The sequence below is a fragment of the uncultured Maribacter sp. genome, assembly GCF_947495965.1.
Taxonomy (GTDB): domain Bacteria; phylum Bacteroidota; class Bacteroidia; order Flavobacteriales; family Flavobacteriaceae; genus Maribacter_B.
Genome location: NZ_CANMBB010000002.1, coordinates 530,264 through 542,955, shown reverse-complemented (window position 1 = coordinate 542,955; position 12,692 = coordinate 530,264). Strand labels below are relative to the sequence as shown.

Below are 12,692 nucleotides of genomic sequence, written 5' to 3'. Positions count from 1 at the left end.
AATAACCATGATTATACCAAAACTCCATTATATATCACAAGGCGCTACAGTTAAAGAGCATCTAGAAAACATACAAAAAGCCTGTCAATCTGGAGCAGAGTTAGTACAATTACGCCTAAAAAATGTTTCAAAAAAAAAAATATTAAAAGCGGCAGAACAGGCAAGAGAAATAACGTCGCATTTTCAAACACGTTTAATCATAAACGACCATTATAAAATTGCTAAAAAAGTAAAAGCAGATGGGGCGCATTTAGGTAAAGAAGATACTTGCCCTAAAGAAGCAAGAAAACATTTGTATTCTTGGCAGATTATTGGAGGTACAGCAAACATTTTACAAGATTGCGAAGCTTTAATAGAAAAAGAAGTAGATTATATAGGTTTAGGACCGTATAGATTTACAACAACAAAGAAAAATTTGAGTCCTGTACTAGGAATTTTGGGATATCAAGGAATTTTAGATGTGCTAAAAACAAATACACCAATTATTGCAATTGGAGGTATTTTAGTTGATGATGTAAAAGAAATTTTGGAAACAGGAATTTCTGGTATTGCAATATCAGGAGAGATTACACAAGATTTTAATAAAATAGGGGAGTTCCATAAATTATTAAATACAGGAAGTGCTTTAGAGCAGCGCCACAGTTTTGAAAAATAACAGAAAGGAAAATGAGTGATATATTAAAAATAGCAGATAAAACATTTAACTCTAGATTATTTACTGGAACGGGTAAATTTAGTAGTTCGTTAAAAATGCGAGAAGCTATATTGGCTTCTGAAAGTGAGTTGGTTACAGTGGCTTTAAAACGAGTAGATGTAAAAAATGAAAGTGATGATATACTTGTACATTTAAAAGAAAATCATATAAATTTACTACCAAATACATCAGGTGTACGTACCTCTAAAGAGGCTGTTTTTGCAGCACAATTAGCAAGAGAAGCTTTAGAAACTAATTGGGTTAAATTAGAAATTCATCCAGATCCTAAATATTTACTACCGGATCCTATAGAAACTTTAAAAGCAGCAGAAGAATTGGTAAAATTAGGTTTTGTTGTTATGCCATATATACATGCAGATCCTGTTTTATGTAAACGTTTAGAAGAAGTAGGAACACAGTGTGTAATGCCTTTAGGAGCTCCTATTGGTAGTAATAAGGGGCTTAAAACACAAGATTTTCTAGAAATTATTATAGAACAAAGTAATGTTCCTGTGATTGTAGATGCAGGTATTGGAGCACCATCGCATGCGGCTTATGCTATGGAAATAGGTGCAGATGCAGTATTAGTAAACACTGCAATTGCAGTTTCTGAAAATCCTATTGCAATGGGAAAAGCTTTTAAAATGGCAGTAGAAGCAGGGCGTATGGCATATAATGCAAAACTAGCACCAAAGCAAAAACATGCTGAGGCAAGTAGTCCGTTAACTTCTTTTTTAAATTAAAATAGCAATTAGCTAAAGTAAATAGTCAGAGGCAAATAGCTAAAGACCAAAAGAAAAAATAAATGTCTTTTAAAAATACTTTTGATACTTATAATTGGAATGCACTGGAAAAAGAAATTTACTCTTTTTCTAGAGAAGATGTTAGTAGAGTTTTACTAAAAGAAAAAATAGATTTAGAAGATTTTAAGGTTCTTATTTCACCAGCAGCCAAACCATTTTTGGAAGAGATTGCGCAACGTAGTAGTGCAATTACAAAAAAAAGATTTGGGAATACAATGCAAATGTATGTGCCTATGTATTTATCTAACGAATGCCAGAATATTTGCACATATTGCGGATTTAGCATGACCAATAAAATTCCTAGAAAAACACTTACCGATACAGAGATACTAAAAGAGGTTTCTCATATTAAAAAATTGGGGTATGACCATATTTTATTAGTAACAGGAGAAGCGAATAGAACGGTTGGAGTTTCTTATTTAAAACATGCTATTGGTTTAATTAAAGAACATTTTTCTAATATTAGTATAGAAGTACAGCCATTACATCAAGCAGAATACGAAGAATTAGTTGCGGAAGGTTTGTATGCAGTTTTGGTTTATCAAGAAACGTATCATAAAGCAACTTATAAACAACATCACCCAAAAGGGAAAAAATCTAATTTTGATTATCGTTTAGATACTCCAGATAGGTTAGGTAAAGCGGGTGTTCATAAAATAGGAATAGGGGCATTATTTGGATTAGAAGATTGGCGTGTAGATAGTTTTTATACCGCTTTGCACCTAAAATATTTACAAAAAACGTATTGGAAAACAAAGTATTCTATTTCTTTTCCAAGATTACGTCCGCACCAAGGAGAAGTGCAACCAAAAGTGGAAATGACCGATTCTGATTTGGTGCAACTAATCTGTGCGTATAGGTTGTTAGATGAAGACGTGGAATTGTCTATGTCTACTCGAGAAAGCGAAGTGTTTAGAAATAATATTATAAAATTAGGAATAACTTCTATAAGCGCAGAATCTAAAACAAATCCTGGTGGGTATAGCGTAGAACCACAATCTTTAGAGCAGTTTGAAATATCTGATGAGCGTTCTACGGAAGAAATTGCTACCATGATAAAATCACAAGGATATGAAGTGGTTTGGAAAGATTGGGATAAGAATTTTGTATAGTATATAAAATATATAACCCCTATGATTTTTATGGCATAGAGGTTATAATTGGGCACAATACAGTTTTGTTTACATCTGTTGTAATTTATAAAGGGCTTCAGATTTGCTATTTACATTTAGCTTTTCATATATGTTTTGTATATGGTAGTTAACAGCACTATGGGTTACAAATAGCTTTTCTGCTATATCTTTATAAGTAGCGCCTTTACATAAATAGTCTATAATTTGATTTTCTCTACTAGAGAAAAAAGCGTAGGATTTTTTTCGGAAATTATGAATTATTTGTTTTATAATATCATTACTCATAATTGCTCCTTCTGCTGTTATTGTATGCAATGCTCTGCGTAGTCTTTTAGAGCTTAATGGTTTTGTTAAATATCCATTTGCGCCATTTTTAAAAGCCTTTTTTATAAGTTCAAAAGAAGGGTTTTTACTTATCATTATAATTTTTACGTTTGGGTCTTTTCTTTTTAACAATGCAATACCATTTATTCCATTATTTTTTAATAAGTCTACCTCGGAAACTATAATATTTGGTTTTAAAGTATCATATTTATCAAGTACTTCTTGTACCGATGTGTAAATGCCAATAAGAGAATACTCCTCATAATTTTTAAAATATTCTTTATAGATAGCATTATAATTTGGGTCTTTTTCTAGTACTATTATTTTGTGCAAATTAGATTTCATAGTGTATTGTTTTAATACTTGCATTTTTATCTGGGGGATTAAAAATGCAAGTAGTATTATAAATAAATAGTGTGTTATGCTTTTCAAAAAAAACATAAGAATCCCTTTCTAAAAGAAAAATATTTTTTTTAGATAGTGTTAAAACTATTGTAGGTATTAGCTTTAAAGCTCTTTATTACGAAATAATAAAAGAATTATAATGCTGTCGTAGATTAAGAAAATTTAGATGCATTACTTGGTGTAAAAGTTGTTGTATTCTAGGGGCTATTTTTAAGGATTTTAGAATACTAGATTTTTTAGAGTAAAGTTTTACTTCCATATTTGGGGGGATTTTAAAGGTTAAACTTAAACTATCATTTCACTTATTTAAATATATTAATTTATTGTATTTAATCGTCATAATCGTATGAAAATTCGTTCAAATGCATTCTTTTTGACAGTTTTTATATTTTTTACTAGATGAAGTGCACTAATAATAAAAAGGAGGGAAGTGTTACTCCCCCCAGAGTCCCTCCTTTTATCTGCACAAAAACATTTAGTTTTTTAGTGACTCTATTAATCTTCGTAAATATTAGCAGCAGTTGCTGTATTATTATTTACTTGCATAATCCATTTTTCATGATTGTATTTTCCATTTAAGTTTGATGTATATGCAATTTCTGCATCTTGCTTGTAATTATAATCTGCTAAATACACATAGTAGAGTCCGTTTTCTTTATTAAAAAATTTTCTGGCATCTAAACCTTGTTCTTTTAAAGTATGTATAAATGCATCTAAATACTTTTTAGTCTTATATACGTTTGCTATAACATAGTAGCCAGATTTTACTCCTACAATATCTTCTTGGTCCAATACTTTTATAGGAAGCTTTACGTAATGTCTTGTTTCTTTATTGGGTAATGATTTTGTAATTTTTGTTTTAGGGGTGCTTTTCTTTTTGTGTACTGCTAGGCTATTATATGTTTTTTTAACGGGTATGGTAGTAGGTTTTTCTATAGTATTTCTTCTAATTTCTGATTTTACTAAACGAGCTAAAGTTTTAAATCGCTGTTCTAAATCCGCATTACGAGCGGCTTCAATAGAGTCTTGTCTTAATATTAGTGCATCTAATATTAATCTATTCTCATAGGCCAAATCATTTGTGCTTAGAGGTTTTTTAATTATTTTTTCAACTACTATTTCTTTCTTTTCTTCATTTTTTTCTTCTTCCTTTATGGCATTTGTTATTTTAATTGCTTGGTTTTCTGCAAGCATTTCATTTTTATCAGCTATGAGTTGTACTATTTGTTCTTCATAATTACGAATAATACCATCTATTTTTTTGTCTTGTGAGTTTTCTGTAAATGCACCACCATAAGCATTTGTATCTTTAAAAGTGTACGCAAGAGATAGTTCGTGATTCCACCCAAGATTTGCTTCCTCTTTGGCAACATTTTTTTCCATTAAATATCCTAAAGACATCTTTTTACTTAAGTTAAATCCAACTCCTGCCGAAATTCCATTTTCTATATCATAGGTACCTTGTAACCATCCATATTTAGGCATGTCTAACACCAATGAACCCATATAAGAAATAGAATTATCTATGTTTTGACCTATTTGTAGTAGCGGAAGCAGCCTAGCCTCTTTAAAAATACCTCGTGTGTTATTAAAATCATAGGTATACTGTAAAGATGCTTTTATAGTTTTAGAATTAATATTTGTGCTAAACTCATTTGTACTTTGATTGTACTTTAATAAATCAGTAGCATATATACCAACATCAAATTTACCAATTGAAAGAGCCATGCCGGGTTGTATTGCTAGTTTACTTTCTTTTTTAGCATTACTAATTTGCACATCATTTGTATTGGCAACAATTTTATTCTTGTCTACACCTTCATTATAATAAGTAATATTAGTGCCAAAAGTAAGTCTACTATTAGAACCTAATTGTGCGCCTGTAGCATAATTAGCATTAAAACCAAATTGTTGCACCACGCCAGACCATTGGCTATATACGCCAATACCTAAAGCGGTATTTTCATTTATTAAATTACTAAACCCTAAATAATAATTCTGATTATTATCTTCAAAGGTGGTATACTGGTTACGGTGTAAAATTGTTAAATAAGATTTATTCTCACGAACTAGAGAGAACGTGGGGTTTACTAAATATCTATTAAAGAATAATTGATTGTGGTAACCATTATTACTGTTACTATTGGTAACTGTTTCCTGTGCATTTATTGTTTGCATTTGTAATAGGTAGTAAACAATAATTAGCACGCAACTTTTTAAAATTTGGGGGGTGGAGTTTTGCATGATACTAAAATTTGGGTTCTTTATTACTCGATAATCGAGATTTAAATGCTCCGAAGCTTGCGTCGAAATCAATGTTAATTTTCATTCTAACACCTCGTGAGATTGCCCCGGGGTATATTTTCTATGGGGCTTCTACCAAATTTAGATACGTTATTTGTGCATATATCTAAATAGATAGTCTGGAATATAAAATGGTTAGTGTTTAGGATTCTTATGACGCTATTCATCTTCAAATACAGAGTTAGTATAGTTTGTATGTGTGGCATGTGTTGTTAAGGCTTCTAAAGAGTTATATATGTTCTTTTCTGTTGCTTTTGGTTTTATAGAAAAGGCAATTTGCTGTAAACCATTTTCTGTGGCACCTCTGTTACTAACAACATACCCTTGTCCATTATCTTTAAAAGCAATTGCAAAATCGTCTTTATTGCTATTTATAGATGCTCCTAAATTAGTGGAAGGACTAACTTTTCTTTTGTAAACATTAGAAACATAAACATCTAAGCCACCATATCCTTTATGACCTTCTGATGCATAAAATAAGGACGTTCCATTTATAATTTTTGGATATAAATCGTTCTTTTTTGTGTTTACTTTTTGTCCAAGGTTTTTAGCTACTCCAAGTGAACCATCTGTATTAATTTCGGATACATAAATGTCATATTTCCCAAAAGTTCCTGGCATATTCGATGCAAAGAATAGTCTTTTGCCATCGTCAGATACTGTTGGGTGTATGCTAGAATAGTGTTTAGGACAAAGTGCAATTTCTTTTATATTTGTCCACTTTCCATTTACTTTTTTTGCAGAATAGGTTTTGTAAACCATTTGTTTTTTTGATAGTACGCCTACCTTAGGTTTAATATAAAAAGGTTTACTAAAATAAGCAGTTTTACCATCTTTAGTCACAGAAATAGGGGACTTGTAGGCATTTTTATAGAGTAAAGCTTTATCTGTAGTATATTCTTTTGGAGTGGTTTCCTGTTCTATTAAGGTTTCTAAACTTGCTGTAGTATTAGTGTTTAAGAAATCTAATTTTCTAAAATTAGTATGTTTACTAGTTTTATTTACTTCATAATCTTTTTCTATTTCTGCAACCCAGTCTTTATTACTGGTTATTCCGCTTGGTGTTTTAATTTTTTCAAGGGCATAACTATAACGTTCTGTGTAGTTTCCTTCTAAATCTCCCATTTCTTTTAATTTAGAATACCAAAAAACAGCAGTATCATAATTTTCCATTAAAAAATGTGCATTTCCTAAATCCTGAAAAATTGCATTATCAGAATAGCCAAGCTTTTGGAGTTCTAAGTATTCTTTTACTCTATTGTTAATTTTTTTAGAAGAAGTAGGGGTTTGGGCGGAAAGGGTAAGGAAGCTTATGCTAAATACACAGCAAAGCAACATGTTGTAGGTTAAATTGTGTTTCATAACGTAAGATTTAAATGTTTGTTTGTCAAAGTTGCAGAAACATTCTAAATCTATCATTAGCAAAAATTCATAGTTTTTTGTTAGTAAGTATTACAAGAAGGTTTTTTTAAAATTGTCTTTTAAATTCTTTGGGAGTACTTTTTGTTTTTAATTTAAATATTCTAGAAAAGTAAGCGTAATCTTCATAACCTAATGTTTCTGATACCAGAGATAGTGTGTTTTTGGAATGTATTAATAGTCTCTTAGCTTCTAGTATAATTCGTTCAGAGATTAATTCGCTAGTAGTTTTATTTATAGATGATTTTGTTATTCTATTAAGATGCTTTGTGGTTATATTAAGTTTGTTAGCATAAAATAGAGCAGATTTTTCTTTTTTATAAAATTCTTCAATAAGAATTTCTAATCCTTCTAAAGTTTCTAGATAAGTTGATGAAATTACTTTTCTGGGCTTTATTTCTGTAGAATAAATTCTGCTTAAATCTATATAAGTTACATTAAGAAGACTAGCTATTTTTTGTTTTTTGTAGATATGATTACTATTACTCTCATTATTTATTTCTTTAAACCTACTTTCTAGAATTGCTAATTCTGTAGTTTTTAAATGTAAGTTTGGAGGGTTTTTATAAGAATAATAAAAGGGAAATTGTGATAGGCTTTTTGAAGAAAAATAAAAATCATAAAATTCCTGTGTATGAAAAAAGATAAATCCCTCTGGAGGACTTTTAAATAACCAACTATGTACTTGTCCAGGCTTTAAGAAAAAAACACTTCCAGGATTTACGGTATAGGAGTTAAAATCAATTTCATGAATACCAGTTCCTTTTGTAAAAAGTACACATAAGTAAAAGTCGTGCTTATGGGCCTTATGTATAATTTTTTCATTTTTCTTTAAATGTGTAGAAAGTACATTGCTATAAAAATTTAGTTGTGTTTCTTCTTGGTTAAACTGCTTAATGTTTAGTATTGGTACCGTATTCATATACTTATATATGTCTTAAAAGTACAAAAAATGGAGAAAATTACCCTAGAATTTATAAGTTATAGTGTTATAATTTTGTAATTATCTAATAATTATGTATTTAGTTATTTTTAATTCGTGTTTTAATAGGAAGTGATGAAGGTGTTAAAAGGAACAAAAGTATATAGTATTTTAACAGGAAATTGTCCTGTTTGTCAAAAAGAAAGTATGTATGTAGAACCTAACCCATACAAGTTAGGGAGTACTTTAAAAATGGAAGAACGTTGTTCTCATTGTCGTACAAAATATAAAATAGAGCCTTCTTTTTTTTATGGAGCAATGTATGTTAGCTACCCTGTAGGTATTGCTTTTGCAACTGCCGCTTTAGTAATAGCGTATTACTTTTTTAATTTAACTATAGTAAATTCTTACCTTGTTATAGTTGGTGTTATGATAGTTTCTTTACCAATTATTTTAAGGATTTCAAGAAATATTTGGATTAACTTTTTTATGAATTACAAAAAGATATAATCTATTCTAGAATAACCCCTTTTACATCAACATTATAGTTTATATAGGAGTTCCAAACACCATTAAGCCATAATAATACTTTTTTACCTTCATTGGCTACTACAATAGGTCTAATGTTTCTGTATTCAGAATTTTGTGTTATTGGTTTCCATGCAATTGTTTCTATAGAGTCGTTAGAGTTAATTTTAGCACTATAAATTTCATGAGTACCTCCTGTGGCTTCTCCAGTATTAGGGTTTACATCTGTAGATATGTATACAATAGATGGGTCTTCAGGATCAAAATCCATTAAACCTGTATAACTACTTTCTATACCGTATAAACAAGTTCCTGCGTACGCAATTTCTTTATCTATCCATTTGTTTCCGTTCCAATGTGCAACTCTATATCTATGGTCGTTATTATTTATGTATAGTGTATAGCCAATATATGGATTGTTTTTTTTGTCCTTAGCGCTAGTGCACGTCCAAGCAGAATTAGGAACGCTCTCACAATATTCAGGTTTTTCTTTGGTTTCGCTTCCTATAAATATTTTTTCGGCTTCTGATGTAAATAGTGGTTTGCCCGTGTACTTTTTTATTAAAGTTCCATCGGCCTTATAAAATGCATTGTTTTTAAATTCAACATAGTAAAGACTATTTCCGTAATTCCTTGGGTGCCCATCTGTAAACGAAACGCCTATGGTATTAGCATCTTTCTGAAAGTATTTAGCATAGGGTCTTTGTCTTCCTTCTACATCGTCGGCTATAAAATGACTGCGGTTACCCCATGTTTCTCCATGGTCTTTAGAGGTAATAAAACTTGGGTTGTATGTAGGGCCATCTCTAAAAAAATTATAGAGTAGGTTCTCCTTTTGCATATAATGCAAATTCATATAGGTTACCCCAAATTTTTCTTCATACTCATGATTAAATTCTTTAGTAGTATTCCAGTCTAAATAATTACTGGAAGATGTAGAACTGTAATAATGTTTTTTCTCCGTACCGTGTTTTGCCCAAAATGCAAGAATGCTTCCATCTTTTTTTGCAAATAGTGCAGGAACATTATGATCGTCTTTTTGAAAATTTTTGTGTAGAATATATTCTCCTTCATTTTCTTTATTTTTTAAATCGAATACAGAAATTTTTACGTCTCCAGATTGACCACTAAGACCACCTAATATTACTTTGTTGTTTTTAATTATTGCTCTAGGATCTTGGTACCAGCACCAACCACCATCTTTCATAAATGTAAATACATTTGTATGTGTTGCGGTATTTTTGCTTAAGTTTAATTCATTCTTTTTTGCATATTTATACATTTCTGATCCTGCAGCTAAAAAAGCTCCTATACCATATACTTCACTGTAATTTTTGTAACTAACCCCAGGTTCTGCTCCTATGCCTTGTACATAGGTAAGCATCCCTTCTTGGTTTATAGCATTAACCAATGCATCCCAACCTTTTAATAATACTGGTTCGTAAGTAGTTTTGTCTAGTATATTTTGATTTATACCCCAAGCCAACCCAAATACGAAAAAAGAAGTTCCGCTTGTCTCTATGTTTTTGTATGTGTTTATGTCCCCAAGAATACCAGAAGACCATGTGCCGTCTTTACGCTGGGTTCTTTTTAAAGTGTTGGCCATTTGTTTATAGGTCTCTAAATAAAAATTGGTATGCTCCCAATTTTCAGGAAAATCAGGTATCATAAGAGCTAAACCACCAAATACCCAGCCATTTCCTCTAGACCAAAATATTTTTTTGCCATTTTTTTCTCTTTTGTCAAAATAATTTGCATCTCTATAAAATAAAGCCTCTTCTTTATCCCATAATAAATCGTAGGTTTTTTTATATTGACTATGCATGTAATCTAAATATTTGGCATCATTTTTTTGCTTCGCCATTTTAGTCCAAACAGGAGGAGCCATAAATAAGGCATCACACCAATTCCAATGTAATTTGTCTTTATTAGTATCTACTAAAATAGAATCAAAACGTTGTTCTAAATGTGTTTTACGTTTGCCATGACTGTTACCATAAACTGTTTTTAGTTTTAAATATAATTGCCCAACGGCATGGTCATCTGCATGGTATTTTCTTTTAAGAAGTTGCCAGTTATTCTTTTCTGCTATAGAATACAGCCATTCTAAATATTTATTGTCTCCAGAAATTTCTGCCCATTGGAACATGCCAGAATATAATGCAGCGTTAGTCCAATCTAATTCATTATGTTTGTCTCTAGTATGCCAATTTTTTCTTTTTTCTATAGGAGGTAGCGCCCTATACTTTCCCATTTCTTCAAAAGTATTTATTTGCCAATTTGCTACTTTATTATTCATAGCTTTTATGCTGGTTGAAGAAGGAATTTTAGAGAAGGTTTTACAACTACTAAAATTTAGTAGAATAAGGATAATTAATACGTATTTTAATAAAGAGGTGGTCATAAAATAAATTATTTAAGAGTTGCTTAGTAAGTATATTTTAAAGGCATTTCTAGTCTGGAATATAGCGGAAGTTATTTGGGTATTTAGATTTAACCTATATTTAACGGTACTTATAACGGTTAAAAATTAACTGTAAGTTGCTGTTTTAATGGTTCTATGGATAAAAGAGAGATAAGTTCTAAAATATTACAAAGTAAAATTTTCTTAAAAGCACCTAAGAGTTCCGCTTTATTAAGATATTTAGTAAAAGCAGATTTAGAAGGGAACTACTTAAAGGAAAATATAATAGATATAGAATTTTTTGGAGGAGATTTAGAGGGAGATAAAACAAATGCTAGAGTACGAGTTAATGTCTATAATTTAAGAAAAAAACTAAATATTTATTATGCTTCTGAAGGAAAAGAGGATGCTTGGCGATTAATTATAGATAAGGGGCAGTATGGAATACGGTACGCAAAAGTTTCTAGCATAAAAAAGAAGACAAAAAACATTAATTTATGGCAACTATTACCATACTTAGGTTTACTATTAGTTTTATTATATTTTTTTGTAAGTAATAGTAACCTTAATGCTCCTAAAATTTGGAAAGATTATTTTAAAAACGATTTTAAAACTACCATGTTTATTGGAGATGCTTATAGCCTTTATGGTAAAACTATTACTGGTGGGCAAGGAGTAACTAGAGATTTTAAAATTAATAATGCAACAGAATATTATAATTTTATAGAGAAAAATACAGAGTATAAAGATCTATTAAAGCCTGCTCCTTATTCCTATATTACAGGAATGGGAGCCTATGCGGCAAATAATATATCTAGAGTGTTTTCTAAGTATACTAAATCTTTTTCTATACGTTTTGCATCTAAAACTACTTATAACGATTTAAAAGAAGGGAATATAATTTATGTTGGTCCTTTTCATAAAAGATCCAAATTTGCCACTTTATTTAATAACGAAAACAGTCATTTTAAAATTTCTGATACTACTTTAGAGATGGTAAACATTCCTAATAAAAAGGATAGTGTTCTAAATTTAATTAATACCGCTCCTGATATGGAATATGCTATAGTTTCTAGATCAAAGAGTCTTAATGCTAAAGAACAATTTTTGTTTTTCTCTAATCATGATATAGGAGTGTTATCTACTGTAGAGTATTTTTCTAATAAAGACTCTTTGGCTGTATTCACTAAAAAATATTTGAAAGGGAAAGATAATTTTACCGCTGTTTATAAAGTATTTGGAAAGGATAGAACAAATATGAAAATGCAAACTATATGTGTTGTGCCTTTTTAATTAACACCTTTCATAGTAAGTATGGTTGTAACCCATACAATTACAGAGGAAATAAATATGCCTATAGTATTTGCAACAAAAGCTCTTTTCTTTTCCATCTTAAATAAATAACTAGCTATGCTACCTGCATAAACTCCTGTGCCAGGTATAGGTAACATTACAAAGAATATTAATCCCCAGAATCCATATTTTTTTATTTTATCTCCAGAACCTGTTTTTGCTTTACGTGCAACATATAATGCAGATTTTTTATAAAAATGCATACGTAGTAAATACTTATTTATTTTTTCTAAAAAGAAAAACATAAGCGGAAATACCAATACGTTAGCAGCAAAACAAATAGTAAATACTAAATATTTATCAGCTCCTTTTAATAAACCATAGGGAATACCAACTTTGGCCTCTCCAAAAGGGGAGATGCTCCATAAGAATGCTATGATATAATCTTGTATCAAAGAAAATG

Annotated in this window: 11 protein-coding genes; 5 read left to right on the top strand and 6 right to left on the bottom strand. The window is 30.2% G+C overall.

Going from position 1 to position 12,692, the window contains the following annotated elements:
• Positions 1-7: 7 nt before the first annotated feature.
• From thiE to thiH, 3 genes are all read left to right on the top strand, one after another.
• Positions 8-655 (top strand): thiamine phosphate synthase, encoded by a 648-nt coding sequence (thiE, locus tag Q0820_RS06715; RefSeq protein ID WP_298486296.1) that lies wholly within the window; start codon positions 8-10, stop codon positions 653-655.
• Between the two features lie 11 nt (positions 656-666).
• Complete coding sequence (locus Q0820_RS06710) at positions 667-1,437, top strand: thiazole synthase (RefSeq protein ID WP_298486295.1); 771 nt, start codon at positions 667-669, stop codon at positions 1,435-1,437.
• 62 nt (positions 1,438-1,499) lie between these two features.
• Positions 1,500-2,609 (top strand): 2-iminoacetate synthase ThiH, encoded by a 1,110-nt coding sequence (gene thiH, locus Q0820_RS06705; protein WP_298486293.1) that lies wholly within the window; start codon positions 1,500-1,502, stop codon positions 2,607-2,609.
• Between the two features lie 69 nt (positions 2,610-2,678).
• Here the strand turns inward: thiH and Q0820_RS06700 are convergent, their stop codons facing one another.
• The 4 genes from Q0820_RS06700 to Q0820_RS06685 form a co-directional block, all read right to left on the bottom strand.
• Entirely contained in the window at positions 2,679-3,299 is a 621-nt protein-coding gene (locus tag Q0820_RS06700) for a response regulator transcription factor (RefSeq protein WP_298486292.1), read from the bottom strand.
• A gap of 555 nt (positions 3,300-3,854) precedes the next feature.
• On the bottom strand, positions 3,855-5,603 hold the full coding sequence (locus Q0820_RS06695; protein ID WP_298486290.1) for a type IX secretion system membrane protein PorP/SprF: 1,749 nt from the start codon (positions 5,601-5,603) through the stop codon (positions 3,855-3,857).
• 219 nt (positions 5,604-5,822) lie between these two features.
• Positions 5,823-7,025 (bottom strand): cell envelope biogenesis protein OmpA, encoded by a 1,203-nt coding sequence (locus Q0820_RS06690; protein WP_298486289.1) that lies wholly within the window; start codon positions 7,023-7,025, stop codon positions 5,823-5,825.
• A 106-nt stretch (positions 7,026-7,131) separates the two neighbouring features.
• Entirely contained in the window at positions 7,132-8,004 is an 873-nt protein-coding gene (locus Q0820_RS06685) for an AraC family transcriptional regulator (protein WP_298486288.1), read from the bottom strand.
• A gap of 135 nt (positions 8,005-8,139) precedes the next feature.
• Here Q0820_RS06685 and Q0820_RS06680 point away from each other — a divergent pair, with 135 nt between their 5' ends.
• Positions 8,140-8,514: a DUF983 domain-containing protein gene (locus Q0820_RS06680; RefSeq protein ID WP_298486286.1), complete on the top strand. Its 375-nt coding sequence runs from the start codon at positions 8,140-8,142 to the stop codon at positions 8,512-8,514.
• Between the two features lies 1 nt (position 8,515).
• Here the strand turns inward: Q0820_RS06680 and Q0820_RS06675 are convergent, their stop codons facing one another.
• Entirely contained in the window at positions 8,516-10,831 is a 2,316-nt protein-coding gene (locus Q0820_RS06675) for a glycoside hydrolase family 88 protein (RefSeq protein WP_298486284.1), read from the bottom strand.
• A gap of 261 nt (positions 10,832-11,092) precedes the next feature.
• Here Q0820_RS06675 and Q0820_RS06670 point away from each other — a divergent pair, with 261 nt between their 5' ends.
• The gene (locus tag Q0820_RS06670; RefSeq protein WP_298486282.1) at positions 11,093-12,229 is read left to right on the top strand and encodes a hypothetical protein; all 1,137 of its coding nucleotides are present in this window, start codon (positions 11,093-11,095) and stop codon (positions 12,227-12,229) included.
• Here the strand turns inward: Q0820_RS06670 and Q0820_RS06665 are convergent.
• Positions 12,226-12,684 carry a small multi-drug export protein gene (locus tag Q0820_RS06665; RefSeq protein WP_298486280.1) on the bottom strand — a complete coding sequence of 153 codons (459 nt, stop codon included), beginning with the start codon at positions 12,682-12,684 and terminating at the stop codon, positions 12,226-12,228. The two genes, Q0820_RS06670 and Q0820_RS06665, sit on opposite strands and share 4 nt — an antisense overlap.
• Between the last annotated feature and the right edge of the window lie 8 nt (positions 12,685-12,692).

What these genes read in the sequence shown, in the direction of transcription:
- Q0820_RS06695 (WP_298486290.1), bottom strand. Translation starts at nt 5,603, where the DNA reads ATGCAAAACTCCACCCCCCAAATTTTAAAAAGTTGCGTGCTAATTATT.
- Q0820_RS06685 (WP_298486288.1), bottom strand. Translation starts at nt 8,004, where the DNA reads ATGAATACGGTACCAATACTAAACATTAAGCAGTTTAACCAAGAAGAA.
- thiE (WP_298486296.1), top strand. Translation starts at nt 8, where the DNA reads ATGATTATACCAAAACTCCATTATATATCACAAGGCGCTACAGTTAAA.
- thiH (WP_298486293.1), top strand. Translation starts at nt 1,500, where the DNA reads ATGTCTTTTAAAAATACTTTTGATACTTATAATTGGAATGCACTGGAA.
- Q0820_RS06670 (WP_298486282.1), top strand. Translation starts at nt 11,093, where the DNA reads ATGGATAAAAGAGAGATAAGTTCTAAAATATTACAAAGTAAAATTTTC.
- Q0820_RS06680 (WP_298486286.1), top strand. Translation starts at nt 8,140, where the DNA reads ATGAAGGTGTTAAAAGGAACAAAAGTATATAGTATTTTAACAGGAAAT.
- Q0820_RS06690 (WP_298486289.1), bottom strand. Translation starts at nt 7,025, where the DNA reads ATGAAACACAATTTAACCTACAACATGTTGCTTTGCTGTGTATTTAGC.
- Q0820_RS06710 (WP_298486295.1), top strand. Translation starts at nt 667, where the DNA reads ATGAGTGATATATTAAAAATAGCAGATAAAACATTTAACTCTAGATTA.
- Q0820_RS06675 (WP_298486284.1), bottom strand. Translation starts at nt 10,831, where the DNA reads ATGAATAATAAAGTAGCAAATTGGCAAATAAATACTTTTGAAGAAATG.
- Q0820_RS06700 (WP_298486292.1), bottom strand. Translation starts at nt 3,299, where the DNA reads ATGAAATCTAATTTGCACAAAATAATAGTACTAGAAAAAGACCCAAAT.